13 protein-coding genes and 1 pseudogene are annotated in these 17,734 nt (G+C 60.0%); 8 read left to right on the forward strand and 6 right to left on the reverse strand.

Annotation, left to right across the window (positions count from 1 at the left end):
- Positions 1–14 precede the first annotated feature (14 nt).
- The gene (gene ctlX, locus M1B35_RS14625; RefSeq protein ID WP_185039269.1) at positions 15–953 is read left to right on the forward strand and encodes a citrulline utilization hydrolase CtlX; all 939 of its coding nucleotides are present in this window, start codon (positions 15–17) and stop codon (positions 951–953) included.
- Between the two features lie 258 nt (positions 954–1,211).
- Here the strand turns inward: ctlX and M1B35_RS14630 are convergent, their stop codons facing one another.
- The 5 genes and pseudogenes from M1B35_RS14630 to M1B35_RS14650 all read right to left on the reverse strand — a co-directional run bounded on the left by M1B35_RS14630 (position 1,212) and on the right by M1B35_RS14650 (position 9,528).
- Complete coding sequence (locus M1B35_RS14630; protein ID WP_123334212.1) at positions 1,212–2,618, reverse strand: ATP-binding protein; 1,407 nt, start codon at positions 2,616–2,618, stop codon at positions 1,212–1,214.
- Positions 2,615–4,425, reverse strand: a pseudogene (locus tag M1B35_RS14635) (DAHL domain-containing protein). The gene M1B35_RS14630 and the pseudogene M1B35_RS14635 overlap by 4 nt, the downstream one beginning before the upstream one ends.
- Positions 4,422–5,375 carry a cytochrome-c peroxidase gene (locus M1B35_RS14640; protein ID WP_268262316.1) on the reverse strand — a complete coding sequence of 318 codons (954 nt, stop codon included), beginning with the start codon at positions 5,373–5,375 and terminating at the stop codon, positions 4,422–4,424. Before M1B35_RS14640 ends, M1B35_RS14635 begins: the two are co-directional and overlap by 4 nt.
- A 26-nt stretch (positions 5,376–5,401) precedes the next feature.
- Positions 5,402–7,270: a GGDEF and EAL domain-containing protein gene (locus M1B35_RS14645; protein ID WP_268262317.1), complete on the reverse strand. Its 1,869-nt coding sequence runs from the start codon at positions 7,268–7,270 to the stop codon at positions 5,402–5,404.
- Positions 7,267–9,528, reverse strand: coding sequence for a GGDEF/EAL domain-containing response regulator (locus M1B35_RS14650; protein ID WP_123334204.1), 2,262 nt, complete (start codon positions 9,526–9,528; stop codon positions 7,267–7,269). The genes M1B35_RS14645 and M1B35_RS14650 overlap by 4 nt, the downstream gene beginning before the upstream one ends.
- 213 nt (positions 9,529–9,741) lie before the next feature.
- Here M1B35_RS14650 and nosR point away from each other — a divergent pair, with 213 nt between their 5' ends.
- Positions 9,742–11,103, forward strand: a complete 1,362-nt coding sequence (nosR, locus tag M1B35_RS14655) for a response regulator c-di-GMP phosphodiesterase, NosR family (protein ID WP_123334202.1) — start codon at positions 9,742–9,744, stop codon at positions 11,101–11,103.
- A gap of 224 nt (positions 11,104–11,327) precedes the next feature.
- Here nosR and ppk2 read toward each other — a convergent pair whose 3' ends face one another.
- Positions 11,328–12,245, reverse strand: a complete 918-nt coding sequence (gene ppk2, locus M1B35_RS14660) for a polyphosphate kinase 2 (RefSeq protein ID WP_123334199.1) — start codon at positions 12,243–12,245, stop codon at positions 11,328–11,330.
- Between the two features lie 185 nt (positions 12,246–12,430).
- On the opposite strand from ppk2, the gene pstS reads away from it, so the two are divergent.
- The 6 genes from pstS (at position 12,431) to M1B35_RS14690 (ending at position 17,685) form a co-directional block, all read left to right on the forward strand.
- Positions 12,431–13,462, forward strand: a complete 1,032-nt coding sequence (gene pstS, locus M1B35_RS14665; RefSeq protein ID WP_123334197.1) for a phosphate ABC transporter substrate-binding protein PstS — start codon at positions 12,431–12,433, stop codon at positions 13,460–13,462.
- Between the two features lie 74 nt (positions 13,463–13,536).
- Positions 13,537–14,502, forward strand: a complete 966-nt coding sequence (pstC, locus tag M1B35_RS14670; RefSeq protein ID WP_268262318.1) for a phosphate ABC transporter permease subunit PstC — start codon at positions 13,537–13,539, stop codon at positions 14,500–14,502.
- On the forward strand, positions 14,502–15,413 hold the full coding sequence (gene pstA, locus M1B35_RS14675) for a phosphate ABC transporter permease PstA (RefSeq protein WP_123334193.1): 912 nt from the start codon (positions 14,502–14,504) through the stop codon (positions 15,411–15,413). The genes pstC and pstA overlap by 1 nt, the downstream gene beginning before the upstream one ends.
- Positions 15,414–15,489: 76 nt before the next feature.
- Complete coding sequence (gene pstB / locus M1B35_RS14680; RefSeq protein ID WP_221178428.1) at positions 15,490–16,251, forward strand: phosphate ABC transporter ATP-binding protein PstB; 762 nt, start codon at positions 15,490–15,492, stop codon at positions 16,249–16,251.
- 100 nt (positions 16,252–16,351) lie between these two features.
- Positions 16,352–17,050, forward strand: a complete 699-nt coding sequence (locus M1B35_RS14685; protein ID WP_123334189.1) for a hypothetical protein — start codon at positions 16,352–16,354, stop codon at positions 17,048–17,050.
- Between the two features lie 59 nt (positions 17,051–17,109).
- On the forward strand, positions 17,110–17,685 hold the full coding sequence (locus tag M1B35_RS14690) for a hypothetical protein (RefSeq protein ID WP_268262319.1): 576 nt from the start codon (positions 17,110–17,112) through the stop codon (positions 17,683–17,685).
- The last annotated feature ends 49 nt before the right edge of the window (positions 17,686–17,734 follow it).

Below are 17,734 nucleotides of genomic sequence, written 5' to 3' on the forward strand. Positions count from 1 at the left end.
ATCGGTAATTCTTGATGGCATTTCCAACGCGTTCGATTCAAGCGCCTGCTGCCGTGGTGATGGTCAGGCCACACGCTTTCACCCCCAACCCGGAAACGGCTGCTGATAACGCCTTCCAGCGCTCAAATGCCTCTATCGCAGCGCACGCCCTTTCTGAGGTTGCGCGCGATGAGGTCACTCAGGCCGCCGAGCGGCTAGAGGCAGAGGGTGTGCGGGTTCACCTGTTTGATGACTTCGGCGAGAAAAACACCCCGGACTCGGTCTTCCCGAATAACTGGTTCTCGACACACCCAGGTGGTCACGTCGCGATCTACTCGATGTACTCGCCGAACCGCCGTCGGGAGAGGCGCGCCGATGTCATCGAGATGCTCAAGCAGGAGTACCGGGTTCAGGACGTGATCGACTACTCGGGCCTGGAACAGGATGAGCTGTTCCTTGAGGGCACCGGAGCCATGGTGTTCGATCACATGTCCCGTGTGGCGTACACGGCTCGCTCGAACCGGGCTGACCCGATTGCCCTGGAGCGGTTCAGCACCCACTTCAACTTCGAGCCCATGGTGTTCGACACGACGGACGAGAAAGGCGTGCCGATCTATCACACCAACGTCTTGATGTGTGTGGCGACTGAATTCGCCCTGGTGGGGTTCGGCACTTTCACGAAACAGGCTCGTGCTGAAGAGGTTCGCATGCGTTTGATGGAGTCAGGTCGAGACGTGATCGATCTGACCAACCAGCAGATCAACGAGTTTGCCGGCAACGCAATCGAGCTCTCTGGGCGAGACGGTCGAATCCTGGCCCTCTCACGTCGAGCCTTCGACAGCCTCTCGGCAGAGCAGCGTCAACGTATCGAGCGGTCGGCCCGGTTGGTGCCGTTGGACGTTCCGACCATAGAAATGGCCGGAGGCTCTGTGCGCTGCATGATCGCGGGGATCCACTTGTCGCCTCGAACGTAACCTCAACGAGATGACCCCCATCCCCGCCCTCGCCAGGTGGGGATGGTTGTTATGGGCTTGCGCAGCGGTTCACGATAAGCATCGCCAATCTGCCCATCGCTCCGCAATTGATGGACTGGTGCCGGGCTGCTGCTGGCACGCAGCAAGTACTCCGAGGAGTCGCAGCGCCAGTTGCTACAGGGGTTCACCCTGAGCGGCTTCTGGGCGGCCGGGCAGGGGGGATGCACTCGCCGACTGTTCCGCTCCCGGGGCTCGGCGCTACTGATACTGCTGTGCTTGTCTGATCGGCAGCTCGACGCGAAAGGTGGTGCCAATCCCCAGTTCGCTGCGGACGCTGATCTCGCCACGGTGCTTCTTGATGATGCCGTAGGACAGGGATAAACCCAGGCCCGTGCCCTGGCCCACCGGTTTGGTGGTGTAGAAGGGGTCGAAGATTTTCTGCAGGCTGTCTGGCGCAATCCCCGAGCCGGTATCGCTGACTTCGATCCACACCCGTTCTCCTTCCACGCCGTTGCTCAGGGTGATGGAGCCTCGTTCCGGGCCCATGGCCTGGGCGGCGTTGACGATCAGGTTCATCAGCACCTGGTTGATCTGCGACGGCAGGCACTCGACCTCCGGCAGCGGGGTGTAGCACTTGACCACGTCGGCCTTGTACTTGATCTCGGCGGCGACGATGTTCAAGGTCGAATCCAGGCCCTGTTGCAAGTCTGCCCATTGCCATTCCTGGCTTGAGTCGACTCGGGAGAAGTCCTTGAGGTCCTTGACGATCTGGCTGACCCGGCCAATGCCCTCCTTGGACTCCTTGATCAGCAACGGAATGTCTTCCAGGAGGAAGTCCAGCTCGATCGCCGTGCGCAGTTGCACCAGGGATTCGCGTGCCGGCTCCTGGGCGATGGCCTGCTCCGCATGGCCATAGGCATTGAGCATCTCCTGCAAGCGCCGGAAGTAGTTGTCCAGGGTGCCGAGGTTGGAGGAAATGAAGCCAATGGGATTGTTGATTTCATGAGCCACCCCGGCGGCCAGTTGACCCAGGGACGCAAGTTTTTCTGACTGCACCAACTGGCTCTCCAGCAACTTGCGCTCGTCGATCTCCTTTTGCAGTTCGGCGCTGGTCTGTTTGAAGGCCAGGGTGCGTTGTTCAACCAGCGCTTCCAGCTGGCTCATCTGCAAGTTGGCGCGGGTGGTCATTTCCCACTTGGTGGTGAGGGTGTTGGCCATTTGCTGGACTTCAATATTGTCGAACGGCTTTTTCAGGATCAGCAGGCGGTCATGGCCGTCCAGGCGATCGAGCAACTCGTCCCAGGAGTAATCGGAGTAGGCGGTGCACACCACCACTTGCAGCCGCGGGTCGTGTTGCCAAAGCGCCTCAATGGTTTGTGCGCCGTCCCAGCCATCGGGCATACGCATGTCGACAAAGGCCAGTGCGTAGGGCCGCTCCCGGTTCGCGGCATCCAGCAGCTTGGCCAGTCCTTCCTGGCCACCGTAGGCCGAATCCAGTTCGAACACGGTGGCAGCGGTCTTCGGTGCGCTGCCGAACAGTGCGTTTTCCATGGCGTCCAGTTCGGCGCTGTCACCGGTCTGGGGCGTGAGGATCTTGCGGAAGTCGACGTGGATCGCCGGAGTATCGTCGATCAGCAGGATGCGCCGGTTGATGGGGTTGCTCATGACTCACCTTCGGCGATTTTCAGGGGGATTTGCAGGACGAACAGCGCACCGGTGCTGGACCGTCACTGTAGGCATTCAAGCGGCCGTTCATCTCGATGGCTGCCAGCGCACAGCTGTGCAGGCCAAAGCCGTGGCCTTCTTTGCGCGTGGTGAAGCCGTGGACAAAAATACGCGTCATGTTTTCCGGGGTGATGCCTTCGCCCTCGTCGCGGACACTGATCTGCAGGGTCTGGCCTTCGATGATGCTGGTTGCCAGGGTCATGTTGCGCTCGTGATTGGAAACGTCGGACATGGCGTATTTGGCATTGCTGATCAGGTTGATCAGGATCAGCAGCAGCCGGTGCTTGTCGCCCATGATGCGCGGAATATCGGCGTACTCCTTGAGCACCTTCACATGGTGCCGGGTGAGGGCGCCGGAATTCATGCGCAGCGCGTCTTCGAGCAGCTCGCTGATCGACAGCGGCTCCAGCACACTACTGGCTCCGGCGTAGGATTGCTGGGTGGAAACGATGTCCTTGATGTGATCGACGCTCTTGCTCAGTTGGGTCAGTTCCTCGGCCATGCCTTGCTGCTCAAGGTCGATGGCTTCCACCAACTGGTTCAGGTAGCCGGGGAGCAATTTGCCTTTTTCGTCCTCGCTGAGAAAATGCCCCAGGTCTTCCGGGTGTTGGTTGATCAACTGCATCGCCCTGCCCAGGCCCTGAGCCTTGCTGTTACGCAGTTTGCGGGTCACCAAGTCGGCAGAGATGTTCACGCTGTTGAGCACGTTGCCGACGTTGTGCAAGACGTTGGTGGCAATTTCCGCCATGCCGGCCTGGCGCGCGCTGTCGAGCAGTTCGCTCTGGGTGTCCTTGAGCTGGCGAGTGCGTTCCTCGACCCGCTGTTCGAGCTCGTCGTTGACCGCCACCAGCGCTCGGTTTATCTGGTGGATTTCGGCAAAGCTGCGGATCAGGCGGACCGTCAGCCAGATCAGGAGCAACACCAGCAGCGCAGAAAACAGCAGCAGGTAAAAATGGTAGCGCTGGTCAATGATTTCGGCTTCCTGCTGGTCACGGTTGAGCATGTTGGTGATGTCGTCCAGGCGCTCGGAGACCGGAACCATTTCGATCTGTTCAAGCAGGCCGTTGACCAGGGGCTGCTCACGCAGGATCAGCGAAATATGGTTACTGAGCACGTCGATGGAATCATGGAAGTCCTGTGGCAGCCGCTCCTTGTTCACTTGCAGTTTGTTCAGGCCCACCAAAATATCGGCAGCGTGCTCGGCGGAAGTGACCTGGGCAAACTCCAGGCTGCTGAGCAACAGGTCATAGGTGTCGGTGGCGATATTCTGTAATTGCTGTTTGTCGGCATCGGTCAGTCGAGCCAGTTGGGCTTGGATGTCATCTTCGGCTGTCGGCAGGAAGGCTAGAGAGTTACGCAGCACGGCATTGTGCGACTTGAATTGCTCCACCAGCCGGGTTTTTTCCTTCATCGCGTTTAGGTAGGCGTCCTGGGTGGCGCGCCAGTCAGGCGCCTGGTTGCGCCGGTCATGGGAGGCCATGGAGTCAAAGCTTTGCCACAGCTGGGTCATTTTGCTCAAGGGCGAGACCAGCGGGTCGTAGTTGTGACTGATGGCGACCCGGGCCTTGAGGATCTCGTTTTCCCATTGGGCGTTCTGCTGCATGATCTGGCGGATGAGGTCCCGGGATTCGGTGTAGGCAGCGGTCTGGTCCGATTTCGAATTGATGTACAGAAACAGCAGGATCGACGCGAGCACGACGGCGACCCCGGCCAGTAGGAGGAGGCTGGTGCGACGGGACACCTTCATAGTGGTTTGCCTTCCCATTCACCGGTCAGGGTCTTGAGGAATTTGACGATCAGGGTCTTGTCTTCCTCGGATGGAATGCGTCCCAGTTGGTACTTGAACATGATCGCCACGGCGCCCTCCAGGGTCGGCTCCGAACCGTCATGAAAGTAGGGCGCAGTGACTGCAACGTTACGCAGGCTCGGCACCTTGAATACATTACGATCATCCTCCTCGCCGGTGACATTGAACCGCCCCAGGTCCGCCACGGTCGGGTTGCCCCGGGCCTTGAAGTAGTCGCCGAGTACGCCGAATTTCTGGAACATGTTGCCGCCGATGTTCACACCCTGATGGCAAGCAATGCAGCCGTAGTCCTGGAAACGTTGGTAGCCGTATTTTTCTTCCAAGGTCAGGATTTCAGTATTGCCCGCCAGGTACTGGTCGAAGCGCGAGTTGCTGCTGAGTAGGGTCCGTTCATAGTCGGCCAGGGCGCTGCGGATATTGGCCTGTGTCACGGCGTCCGGGTAGGCCTCGGCGAACGCGCTGCCATAGCCCGGGTCGGCGCCGATGCGCTGGACCACGGTGGCCCAGTCACTGCCCATCTCGGAGGGGCTCTGGACTACGACGTGTACTTGTTCTTCCAAGGTTTCGGCGCGGCCGTCCCAGAACTGACGGAAGTTCAAGCTGGCGTTGAACACGCTCGGCGTATTGACCGCCACGGGTTTGCCGTCAAACCCCACTGACAGTGGTTTGTTATCGGCGCCGCCATGCTCCAGTCGATGGCAGCTGGCGCAGGACAAGCTGTTATTCACCGAAAGGCGTGGGTCGTTGAATAGCTGGCGTCCCAGTTCGACGCGCTTGCCATCCAGGGCCGGCAGCGGCGGCAAGGGCTTGAGTGGCCCCTCCAGTGGCGCGGCATCGGCGCCAACAGCGAACAGCAAGCCGGCTGAGAGCAGCAATGGGAGTGAAAACATGGTCGGTATCCTTAGCCCGCGAATGTTCATGAACGGCTTAGAAGGAGCTGCCGCGGGGCGCTCAGGAAAATGGCGAACGCTTCGGGTTCCACTGCTTTGCTGAAGTAGAAACCCTGGCCTTCCTCGCACTGGTGGCGCTTGAGAAAGTCCAGCTGTTCGGCGTTCTCGATACCTTCGGCGATGATACTCAGGTTGAGGCTTTTCCCCAGGTCAATGATGCTGCTCACCAATTTGGCGTCGTTGCTGTCGATACTCAGGTCGCGTACGAAAGATTGGTCGATTTTCAGCACATCGACTGGGAATTTCTGTAAGTAGCTCAGGCTGGAGTAGCCGGTCCCGAAGTCGTCTACAGCTAGCCTTACCCCAAGCCTCTTGATCGCATGCAGCGTGGTGATGGTGGCCTCGACGTTCTGCATCAGCACGCTTTCGGTGATCTCCAGCTCCAGGTGTGATGGATCGAGCCCGGTCTCTGCCAGTGTCTGGGTCAAGCGTTCGACAAAGTCGGGTTGTCGGAAATCGATGGCTGACACGTTCACCGACATGCAGATGGGTGACAGACCTTGGGCCTGCCAGGCCCGCGACTGGAGGCAGGCGCTGCGCAGCACCCATTGGCTGAGGGCGACGATCAGCCCGCAGTCTTCGGCCACTGGAATGAACACCGAGGGACTGATCAGGCCATGGCCGGGCCGTGCCCAGCGTACCAGGGCTTCGGCACCGACCACGGCGCCGCTGGCCAGATTCATTTTGGGCTGGTAGTGCAGGACCAGCTCCTGGCGCTGCAAGGCCAGGCGCAGTCCGGTTTCCAGGGTTTGCCGGTGCTGGGCGTGGAGGTTCATGTCTTCGATGAAAAAACTGAAGCCATTGGGGCCGCAGTCCTTGATGTTGCGCATGGCGGTCTCGGCTTTTTTGATCAGAGACACGGCATCCAAACCATCGTCGGGATAAATGCTGATGCCCAGGCTGGCAGTAACCGCCAGGTCGTGCCCGGCCACCCAGTGTGGAGTGTTGACGGCCGCCAGCAGTTTTTCGGCCACTCCCCGGGTCTGCTGCGGGTGCACGATGTCACCCAGGATCACCACGAACTCGTCCGAACCGTAGCGGAACACCGAGTCGGACTCGCGCAGCGCCTTCGCCAGGCTCTGGGCGACGTGCTTGAGCATTTCGTCCCCGGCGGGATGACCGAGGGCATTGTTGATCCGTTTGAAGCGGTCCAGACCGATAAACATCACGGCGATCTGCCGGTCATGGCGCCGGGACTGGGTCAGGTACTGGGTCAGGCGATCGCCCAGCAGCGTACTGTTGGGCAGCTCGGTGAGCGGGTCGTAGTGCAGGAGGCGGGACACGTTCAGCAGTTCCTGGACCCGTTGCTCGATGGTGTGTTCCAGGTCGCGCATCTTGATCGCGGCGTCTTGTGCCAGTTGCCATTTCCAGGTCAGAGCACTGGCCATCTGGCGGATTTCCAGGCTGTCGAAAGGTTTTTTCAGGATCAGCAACTGATCGCCGAATTCGATGCGTTCGGCCATGGCCTCCCAGGAGTAGTCAGAGAACGCAGTGCACAAGGCGATCTGCAGATGGGGGTCGGCTTTCCATAATTGTTCGATTGTTTGCAAGCCATCCCAGCCTGGAGGCATGCGCATATCGATAAAGGCCAGGGCGTAGGGCCTGCCTTCGGCCAGGGCCTGCTTGACCCGTTCCAGGCCTTCTTCGCCCTGGTAGGCGGAATCGAGCTGGAAGTGCGACTGGGGGATGTGTGTGGTGCCGAACAGCAGGGCTTCGGTGCTGCTTAGAGGACCGTCATCGTCAGGGCAGAGGATCTTGCGAAAGTCCTGATGGATCGCAGCGGTGTCGTCAACGATCAGGATTCGCCGGTTGGCGGTGACGTAAGCAGGGTTCATTTGAGCGCCTCCGACGTTGGATCCACAGCTTCGACGGCGGACGTCGCCTTGAGCAGTTCACCGGCCTGTTCGCTGTCCACCGCCAGAGCCGGGGAGTGCGCCATTGGCACACCGCTGGACAGCAGGGTGATGCGCTGCTCCTGGGTTTCCACCCCTTCGGCGGTGACGCCGATCCCGGCCTCGCTGGCAAAGTTGAGGATCGCGCGCAGGGTCATGGCGTTGTCCGGGTCGCTGCTGGCACTGTCGAGCAGGCGTTGGGCGAGCTTGAGGTGGCTGACCCGGTAGGTTTTCAGGTAATCGAACGATGAATACTCGGTGCCGAAGTCGTCGATGGCGATCTTCACGCCCAGTTCGCACAGCCGGGGAAGTATGTCGTTGTGGGTCCACTTGGTCTGGGCCAGCGTGCCCTCGGTGACGTCGAATCGCAGGTCCCAGGGGCACAGGTTCCAGCGCGCGGTGGTCCGCAGTACCTGGTAAATCAGTTCCGAACCGGTCTTGAGCTGGACCAGGGATAGGTGGATCGCAATCAGCGGCGGCGCCAGGTCCTGGTCGCGCCATGCACGCATCTGCCGACAGGCCTGGTCCAGTATCCAGTGGCCCAAGGGGATGATGATCCCGGTCTTTTCAGCAACCTCCATGAACTCCGAGGCTTCGAGCCAGCCGCGCTGAGGGTGGAGCCAGCGCACCTGGGCGGCCATGCTGAGGACTTTGCCGGTGCCGAGATCGACTTCGGGCAGGTACTGCAGATGCAGTTCGTCGCGTTCCAGGGCCAGTTTCAACTGGTTGGCCAGGGCCACGCGTTGGGTGACTTCCTGGTTGATGTCCTCGCTGTGGAAGTGAAACAGGTTGCGGCCCTTGTCCTTGGAGCGATACAGCGCCATGTCCGACTGCGCCATGAGCCCGTCGGCGCTGAGGGTATGGGGGCTGTAGAGACTGATGCCGATGCTGGCCGAGATACGCGCCTCGTTGCCGTCCAGGAAATAGGGGAGCGCCAGGGTATCGAGGATCTTCGCCGCCAGGCTCGCGCATTGCGTGGAGTCCTCGACCTCCAGTTGCAGGATTGCGAACTCATCACCACCCAGGCGTGCAACCACATCGTTTTCCCGGGTGCAAGACTGCAGGCGCCTGGCCACCTCCTGCAACAACAAGTCGCCGACGGGGTGGCCAAGGGTGTCATTGATGCGTTTGAAGTGGTCCAGGTCCAGGTAAAACATCGCGAAGGGCGCCGCGCCGCGTCTGGCCGCGGCAAACGCCTGGTGCAGGCGTTCGACCAGGGTCGGACGGTTGGCCAGCCCAGTTAGGCCGTCCGTGTGGGCCAGCAGGGCGATTTTATCTTCGGCCAGGCGGCGTTCGGTGATGTCGAGGATGATGCCTTCCACCTCGACCAACTGGCCCAGATTGTTGCGCACAGGGATGTAGCGGTTTTCCACCCAGCGAAAGGCACCGTCGCCGGTAAGCATGCGAAATTCGATGGAGGCGCCGCAGACGTCCCGGTCCAGGGCGCGCAGCATGGCCAGCTCGACCTTGGCCCGGTCGTCGGCGTGGATCAGCGACCGGGCCCAGTCGGGGGACGCCACCAGCTGCGCCGCCACATGGCCGAACTTGGTGATGTTGTGGGAGATGTACATCAGCGTGAATGACGGCTCGCCCCGCAGCCGATAGAGAATCGTGGGGCTGTTCTGGACGATGATGTTGGCGTCGGCCAGCTCTCGGGTACGTTCCTCGACCGCTTGTTGCAGTTGGTCCAGTTTCAGCTCTGCGGCTTCGGTCATCTGCCATTTGACGGTCAGGGCACTGGCCATCTGCCGGATTTCGATGGCATCGAAGGGTTTTTTCAGGATCAGCAGGCGGTCGCCTAGCTCCAGGCGCTCAGCGATGTCTTCCCAGGAATAGTCGGAATAGGCCGTGCACAGGGCGATTTGCAGTTTGGGGTCGGCCTGCCACAGCCGCGATATGGTTTCCAGCCCGTCCCAGCCGGGTGGCATGCGCATGTCGATAAAGGCCATGGCGTAAGGCTGGTCGCAGTCCAGCGCCGCCTGCACTTTTTCCAGCGCCTCCTGGCCCTGGAAGGCCGAGTCGAGGACAAAGTCTTCTGCCGCAACGCTGATGGGGGAGCCGAACAGCGCGGCTTCGGCGCTGCCCAGGGGGTCTTCGACGGGGGCGCCGGGGGCCAGGATCTTGCGAAAGTCCTGATGGATCGCGGCAGTGTCGTCAACGATCAGGATTCGCCGGTTGCGGTGATCCGTAGACGCTGTCATTGCCGGGCTCCTGCCCGACACAGTGACCTTGGGTATAGGTTCATCGGGCTTCCTTTCCTGAACGCCGGAGGGTGGTTCCATCCAGGGCGTGAGCATAGTCCGGCTTCCCGTTAATCGCTAACGCCCGCTATCAAATACAGACGCTGCTCGCGCAACTCATCTAAGCTCCTGCGCAAGACGGGCCGGGTTGGCGTCAAACGGAAGGGGCGAAGCATGGAAGAGCCTGAAAATAATGTGACTCAGAACAGGCCGACGATCCTGTTGGTCGACGACGAGGAGTCGATTCTCAACAGCCTGCGCCGCTTGCTGCGGAGCCAGCCCTACGAGATCTTGCTGGCGGATAGCGGCGCCAGGGCCCTGGAAATCCTTGAGCAGCAGCCGGTGGATGTGGTCATGAGCGATGCCCGTATGCCGAGCATGGACGGTGCGACGCTACTGGCCCATATTCATCGGCTATACCCCTCAACGCTGCGTATCCTGCTCACTGGGTACGCCGACATGACGATGATCGCCAAGGCCATCAACGAAGGGCAGATCCATCGCTACATCAGCAAGCCATGGAACGACGAGGATATGTTGGTGACCTTGCGCCAGGCCCTGGTTTATCAGCACTCCGAAAGCGAACGCCAGCGTCTGGAAGCGTTGACCCGGCAGCAGAACGAACAACTGCGCAGCCTCAATCTGACCCTGGAAAAACACGTGGCGGCGCGCACCGCCGAATTGCAACAGACCGCCGATATGCTCGATCTGGCCTATGAAGAGCTCAAGCGCAGCTATGTGACCGGAACCGAGGTCTTTTCACTTCTGGCCAACCTGCGCCTGCCCAAGGCCAAGCAGACCAACCGCCAGATCATCGAATTGATTCGTGTCTATTGCGTCAGTCATGGCCTTGATGAAGCCGAAAGCCGGGACATGACCATGGCCGCTGCGCTTTACAACATCGGCAAGTTGAGCTGGACCGACAGCATGATGACGGCCCCGGCCGATCAGCTGTATCACACCGAACGAGAGTTGTACCGGGCCTATCCGAAACAAAGCGAGTCGCTGTTGATGACCCTGGAGCCGATGAAAGATGCGGCACGCATCATCCTGCATCACCAGGAGCGTTGGGACGGTAGCGGCTTTCCCGATCACCTCAAGGGCACGGCCATTCCTTTGGGCGCGCGCTGGCTGAAGTTGGCTGTGGACTTTATTGAGTTGCAGCGTGGGTTGATCCTGGAGCGGCAAATGAACAGCGACGAAGCGCTGCTGTTCATCCGCAAATACGCCGGCAAATTGTACGACCCAGGTTTGGTGGAAGACTTCATCAACGTTTGCGCGACGTTCCTCAGTGACGTGACCTTGGCCGATCCGACCGTCAAGGACCTGGGCACCCGGGAACTGGTTGCCGGGATGGTCCTGGCTCGCAACCTGAATGCCGATAACGGCATGCTGCTGCTGAATGCGGGCAAGGTCTTGAGTACGGCGCTGGTGGAAAAACTGATCGCTTTCGAAGCGATGGAAGGCGGTAAGTACACGGTTTTTATCAAAGAACCTGAGGTTGCAACCCAGAGCGATGGCGTATTGAGTTCTTGATTAACAATGGAAATAAAAGAAATCCCTTGGATTTCAACGGCGCGCCGCGCCAGGCGTGAGCCTCGTTTCCCGCACCAGACATACAGAAAAAGCCACTCAATCGAGTGGCTCTTTTTCGCCTGCGATTTGCCCAGCAGAGTGCTTTGCACTCCCGCCCGCATTGCAACGGGTTCACCTCTTGCCATTGGACCGCGGGGGCAGCCCAGCCCCCAATTCGGCCTCGCTCAATAAACCTGAGGCACGATCAGTTCCGGCGGCGTCGGGCTGCGGGAGTAATCTTCCTGGCGCACACGCTGCGGCAGCTCGATCACCGGTAGTTCCACTTCTTCATAGGGCATCTGCCCGAGAAGGTGATGGATGCAGTTGAGCCGGGCTTTCTTCTTGTCATCGGCTTGCACCACCCACCAGGGGGCTTCGGCGATGTGGGTGCGTTCCAGCATGATTTCCTTGGCCTTGGTGTAGGCCTCCCAGCGCCGACGGGACTCCAGGTCCATGGGGCTGAGTTTCCACTGCTTGAGCGGGTCGTGAATGCGACTGAGAAAGCGCAGGTGCTGTTCCTGATCGGAGATGGAGAACCAGTACTTGATGAGTTGGATGCCGGAGCGGGCGAGCATGCGTTCGAACTCCGGCACCGTGCGGAAGAACTCTTCGTACTGGTCGTCGTTGCAAAAGCCCATGACTTGTTCGACGCCGGCGCGGTTGTACCAACTGCGGTCGAACAGCACGATTTCACCCGCGGCCGGCAAATGCGAGACGTAGCGCTGGAAATACCATTGGGTGCGTTCGCGGTCATTGGGGGCTGGCAGGGCGGCAACCCGGCAGACCCGAGGGTTGAGGCGTTGGGTAATGCGCTTGATGACGCCGCCCTTGCCGGCGGCATCACGGCCTTCGAACAGGATCACGACTTTATGGCCGGTTTTGACCACCCAGCTTTGCAGCTTCACCAATTCGCCCTGCAGGCGGAACAGTTCGCTGAAGTAAATCCGGCGCGCGTTCTTCTCGCTACCGTCCTCGACGTGCTCATCAAACAGCGCATTCAGGTCATGCCCGTCTTCGGATAATTCCAGTTCCAGCTCTTCGTCACTGTGATCAAGCAGCTCACGGTGTATGCGCTGTATCAAGGCGTCTTCTGTCGAGTACATGGGACCCGCTCGCGTGGTGGAGGAGGGCAGAGTGTTAGTCGCAATTTGTGACGAGGCGATGACATCAAGGGGCGTTTCTGCGGGGGGAAGGGGGGGCGAAAGCGCGGTTTGCCATTCCATATTCATAAAATCGTAACAAAGCTGCGGCAGAGTTCGGGAGCCCGTCACCACAAGGAGTTCTTTTAATGAAATGTTTGATGAAGTCTGTTGCGCTCGCTATCACGGTCTCTCTTTGTGCCACCTCGGGGGCCTTTGCCGCTGAGAGCGTACGCCTGACTGGTTCCGGTGCCAGCTTCCCGGCCCCGATCTACCTCACCTGGTTCAAGGATTTCAGCAAGAAAACCGAAGGTGTCACTGTGGATTACCAATCCAAGGGCAGTGGCGCGGGTGTACAGGACTTCCTGAATAAAACCGTCGACTTCGCCGCCAGTGACTCGGCAATGAAAGACGAAGACATCGCCAAGGTCGCCGAAGGCGTGCAGTTGCTGCCAATGACCGCCGGTGAAATCGTGCTGGCCTATAACCTGCCGGGCAACCCCAAGGGCCTCAAGCTGCCACGCGACGTCTATTCCAACATCTTCCTGGGCAAGATCACGCGCTGGAACGACCCCCAGATCGTTGCGGCCAACCCGGACCTGAAACTGTCCGACACGCCGATCACCGTTGTCGTGCGTGCTGATTCCAGCGGCACCACCGCGGTATTCACCAAGCACTTGGCGGCCATCAATCCAGACTTCAAACAAGCGCTGGGTGAAGGCAACACCGTCAACTGGCCGGCCAGCGACAAATTCATCAAATCGCCGAAGAACGATGGCGTGACCGCCACCGTCCGCCAGACTCCGGGCGCGATTGGCTACATCGAATACGGCTTCGCCAAGCTGGCCAAGGTTGACTTCGCCCAGTTGCAGAACAAGGCCGGCCAGTACGTAGTGCCGAACGCTGAAAGCGGTGCCGAGGCCCTGGCCGCAGTGAAGATGCCGGAAAGCCTGGTGGCCTGGCTGCCGGACCCGGACGGTGCCAAGTCCTACCCGATCACGTCCTACACCTGGATGATCTTCCGCAAGCAGAACGAGAACCCGGCCAAAGCCAAGGCCATGCGTGAAATGGTCGAGTACAGCCTGACCGAGGGGCAGAAAATCGCCGACTCGATGGGCTATATCCCCCTGCCGCAATCGGTCATCGACCAGGTTCGCAAAGCGTCCGCCAACATCCAGTAACGCCTGTGAGGCCTCTCCCGGCGGCGGCTGTCAGGCCTGCCGGGAGAGTTTCCCCCTTGTTCCGGAATTAGCCAATGAACAAACCTTTCGTCGTACCGGTTAACCCGGACTCTGCCTGCCAACCGCCGTCTGCGAAAGACTTCATGGTGGATCGCACCTTCCGTGCGCTCTCCCGCATCGGCGTGGTGCTCGTTCTGGCGCTGGTCTTCGCGCTGGTCTTCGAGGTGGGGCGCAAGGCGCTGCCTGGCATGGAAAAGCACGGCCTGGACGTCATCTTCGGCACCGTCTGGGACGTGAATCAGGGCAAGTACGGCATTCTGCCGGCCATCTGGGGCACGCTCTACAGCGCCTTGATCGCCCTGGTGATCGCGGGCTTTTTTGGCGTCAGCATGGCGATTTTCCTGACTCAGGATTTTCTGCCCGCCAAGCTTGCCGCCGTTTTTCGCACCATTGTCGAATTGCTCGCCGCCATCCCCAGCGTGGTCTACGGCCTGTGGGGGATCTATGTGGTGATCCCGGCGGTTCGGCCACTGACCGCCTGGTTGAACACTGAGCTAGGCTGGATACCTTTTTTCAGCACGTCCTTGAGCGGACCGGGCTTGCTGCCGGCGGCGCTGGTACTGGCGATCATGATTCTGCCGACCATTGCCGCTGTGTCCCAGGACGCCCTCACCGGCGTGCCGATGAAAACCAAACAGGCCGCCTATGGCATGGGCACCACCCACTGGGAAGCGATTCTCAAGGTGATGGTGCCATCCGCCGCCACTGGCATCTTCGGTTCCCTGGTCCTGGGCCTGGGCCGTGCGCTGGGTGAAACCATGGCGTTGGCCATGCTGGTGGGCAACGCGAACAACATCTCCCTGTCTCTGTTTGCACCGGCCAATACACTGGCGGCCCTGCTGGCGCTGAACTTCCCCGAAGCCGGGCCGAACGAGATCGAGGTCTTGATGTACGCCGCCCTGGTGCTGATGTTGATCACGCTGATCGTCAACATCTTCGGCTCCATGATCATGATGTATGCCCAACGGGGTAATAAGTGATGACTGACCTCACTGTTGCAACAGACCTGACGTCGCCGGCCGGTGCGATGCCGAGCCTGCAGCGCAAGTTCGAAGGCCGCGCTCTGCGCAGCCTGGTGTTGACCACCCTGGTCTGGGGTGGGGCGCTGCTGGCCAGCGTGCCGCTGATTTCCGTGCTCTACATGCTGATCATGCGCGGTGGGGCTCGCTTGAGCCTTGAGGTGTTCACCGAGCTGCCACCCACCGGTTTCGAAACCGGCGGCGGCTTCGGCAACGCGATGGCCGGCACTTTTGTCATGGTCGGTATCGCGGCGGCCATCGCGGTTCCGGTCGGCATCATGGCGGCCATCTTCCTGGCTGAGCTGGGGCCCGACAGCAAACTGGCCAACGCCGCACGCTTTGCCGCCAAGATGCTCACGGGGCTGCCGTCGATTCTGGCCGGGGTTTTTGCCTATGCCCTGGTGGTGATGACCACCGGTACCTACTCGGCACCTGCGGGTGGCGTGGCCCTGGCGGTGCTGATGCTGCCGATCGTCGTGCTCACGGCGGAAGAGTCGATGCGCATGGTGCCCAAAATCATGAAGGACGCCGCCTACGGCATGGGCTGCACCCGCTCCCAGGTTATCTGGAAAATCGTCTTGCCCACCGGCCTGCCGGCGATCCTGACGGGCGTCATGCTGGCCGTGGCACGCGCCGCAGGCGAAACCGCGCCCTTGTTGTTTACCGCATTGTTCAGCAACTACTGGATCTACCACGACGGCGGCCTGGCCGTCATGAATCCCACGGCCTCGCTGGCGGTGCTGATTTACAACTTCTCCGGCATGCCTTTCGACAACCAGCTCGAGCTCGCATGGGCGGCCTCGTTGGTGCTGGTGATGATTGTGCTGGTCGTGAATGTTGTCAGCCGTATTTTCGGCAAGCCCAAGTATTGAGATCGGGAGCACCTGAATTTTGAACGTATCCACTGCACAACTCGCCGCTCCGTCAGTCACCCAGGCACCTGTGGTCATGGACTGTAAGCTGGACAAGATTTTTTACGGCAACTTCATGGCGGTCCGTGACAGCCATGTGCCCATCGAAAAAAACAAGATCACCGGCTTTATCGGTCCTTCCGGCTGCGGCAAAAGTACCGTGCTGCGTAGCCTCAACCGCATGAACGACCTGGTGAAAGGTTTCCGTTTTGAAGGCCACGTGCACTTCCTCGGGCAGGACGTCTACGGCAAGGGCGTTGACCCGGTGGTCGTGCGCCGTTACATCGGCATGGTCTTCCAGCAACCGAACCCGTTCTCGATGAGCATTTTCGACAACGTCGCCTTCGGCCTGCGCCTCAACCGCTACAAGGGCGACCTGGGTGATCGGGTCAAGCACGCCTTGCAGGGCGCTGCCCTTTGGGATGAGGTCAAGGACAAGCTCAAGGTCAGCGGCCTGTCCCTGTCCGGTGGTCAGCAGCAACGTTTGTGTATCGCCCGCGCCATCGCCACCGAGCCGGAAGTGCTGTTGCTGGATGAGCCCTGCTCGGCGCTCGATCCGATCGCCACGCGCCGGGTCGAGGAGTTGATGGTCGAGTTGAAGAAGGACTACACCATCGCCCTGGTGACCCACAACATGCAGCAGGCCATACGCGTGGCCGACACCACGGCGTTTTTCTCGGTGGATATTTCCCAGGGCACGCGCACCGGCTACCTGGTGGAGATGGGCCCGACGACCCAGATTTTTGACAACCCGCGGGAACAAATGACCGAGGACTACATCAGCGGCAAGTTCAGCTAAGCCACAACCTCCGGTCAAGGCCGGATGCCCCCAGAGGCCCTTGGGCTTGGGCGGGCATCCGGCTATTTACCTTCTTATCTGCCGTTTCCCAGGAATGCCAATGTCTGCAACGCGTCGTCTTGATCTGCCAGCGATTGAACGTGCACTGCGTGAAGTGCAGAGGCGCTTTGCCGCCCTCAGCCGGGACTTTACCGAGCCGCGAGATCCCTTGACTGATGAAGTGCTGAGCAATGTGGTTGAAGGCTATGCGCTGATTGACGAGTATGTCGCCCGGGGTGTCGACCTGTTTAATCTTCAGCAACTGAACCTGATGCTGGAGATCAATGCCACCGTGCTCTGCGGTCGCGACCCGGCGCGCCGACTGGAGTATGCCCAGCACCTGAAGGCGACCGAGGAACACTTCTTCAACAACGTTGAAGGCGGCATCAAGGACTTGTTCAATTGGTACTGCGCCTACCGCAGCGAGTCGGTCTGGAAGCGTGCGGCGGGCGTCTATGTACGGATTCTCAGCAAGCCGCAATTGTTCATTGAAGGCAACAACCGCAGTGGCTCGCTGATCGTCAGCTATTTGCTGATGCGCGCCGGTTTGCCTCCGTTTGTACTGACGCTGGAGAACGCCGAGGGCTACTTCAACCCATCATCCGTCATCCGCAATTCAGCCAAGCATGGCGTCAAGGCGTTGTACGAATTTCCCAAAATCAAGAAAAAATATGCCGCTTTTCTGGAAGAACAGGCCCCCGATCCCATGAAGTTTTTTCTCCAAGACCAGCCCTTGCCTCTCTACAAGGGAGGTCATTGATGAGCGGGTTTCCAACGCTTGAAAAATGCCGGGTTGCCGGTAGTCGAATCTGGCAAGTCATGCAATGCGCTCTCCCGATGCTCGCCTTCAGGCGCCCGCGCATACGGATTTCCTTCGATATCGATGACACGCTGGCCTGCCAACTCGACCACTGCGCAGTGGAGCCCAGCAAGCTGCCGGCCTGGATTCATCGTTGGCTGGGCGAGCCATTGCGCATCGGAACACGCTCCCTGACCCGCGAGCTACGTCGCCAGGGCTGCAGTATCTGGGTCTACACCTCGTCCGGTCGCACGCCGTCCTACATCCGGCGTTGGCTGATGCTCTACGGCATTCACGTCGACGGTGTGGTCAACAGTGTTCGGCACAACCAGGCCCTGACCGCCCGTGGGCTGTCGAACGCCCCCTCGAAATTTCCCCCAGCCTTCGACATCGACCTGCATGTCGATGATTCCGAAGGCGTGCAGATTGAAGGTCATGACCACGGTTTCCGCGTGGTTGTGGTGAATCCGCAAGATGAACTGTGGGCGCAGAAAGTCCTGGAGGCCGTGGCTAAAGTCCAGGCGCAGATTGATTGGCAGCAGACCTTCAGGCACAAGAAGGCAACGGCACAGCGGCCCGAAGTTTTTTCTTCCTGAGGCCGCAGTGCCCGGCACAGCGCTGGGTCAACCCCGAGTGTTTTCGGGG

Origin of the sequence: Pseudomonas morbosilactucae, assembly GCF_023241665.1 — a bacterium.
Classification (GTDB): domain Bacteria; phylum Pseudomonadota; class Gammaproteobacteria; order Pseudomonadales; family Pseudomonadaceae; genus Aquipseudomonas; species Aquipseudomonas morbosilactucae.

Bases quoted from the DNA above. Each gene is read 5' to 3' on its own strand.
- ctlX (WP_185039269.1), top strand. From the start codon at position 15: ATGGCATTTCCAACGCGTTCGATTCAAGCGCCTGCTGCCGTGGTGATG.
- M1B35_RS14630 (WP_123334212.1), bottom strand. From the start codon at position 2,618: ATGAGCAACCCCATCAACCGGCGCATCCTGCTGATCGACGATACTCCG.
- M1B35_RS14640 (WP_268262316.1), bottom strand. From the start codon at position 5,375: ATGTTTTCACTCCCATTGCTGCTCTCAGCCGGCTTGCTGTTCGCTGTT.
- M1B35_RS14645 (WP_268262317.1), bottom strand. From the start codon at position 7,270: ATGAACCCTGCTTACGTCACCGCCAACCGGCGAATCCTGATCGTTGAC.
- M1B35_RS14650 (WP_123334204.1), bottom strand. From the start codon at position 9,528: ATGACAGCGTCTACGGATCACCGCAACCGGCGAATCCTGATCGTTGAC.
- nosR (WP_123334202.1), top strand. From the start codon at position 9,742: ATGGAAGAGCCTGAAAATAATGTGACTCAGAACAGGCCGACGATCCTG.
- ppk2 (WP_123334199.1), bottom strand. From the start codon at position 12,245: ATGTACTCGACAGAAGACGCCTTGATACAGCGCATACACCGTGAGCTG.
- pstS (WP_123334197.1), top strand. From the start codon at position 12,431: ATGAAATGTTTGATGAAGTCTGTTGCGCTCGCTATCACGGTCTCTCTT.
- pstC (WP_268262318.1), top strand. From the start codon at position 13,537: ATGAACAAACCTTTCGTCGTACCGGTTAACCCGGACTCTGCCTGCCAA.
- pstA (WP_123334193.1), top strand. From the start codon at position 14,502: ATGACTGACCTCACTGTTGCAACAGACCTGACGTCGCCGGCCGGTGCG.
- pstB (WP_221178428.1), top strand. From the start codon at position 15,490: ATGGACTGTAAGCTGGACAAGATTTTTTACGGCAACTTCATGGCGGTC.
- M1B35_RS14685 (WP_123334189.1), top strand. From the start codon at position 16,352: ATGTCTGCAACGCGTCGTCTTGATCTGCCAGCGATTGAACGTGCACTG.
- M1B35_RS14690 (WP_268262319.1), top strand. From the start codon at position 17,110: ATGCAATGCGCTCTCCCGATGCTCGCCTTCAGGCGCCCGCGCATACGG.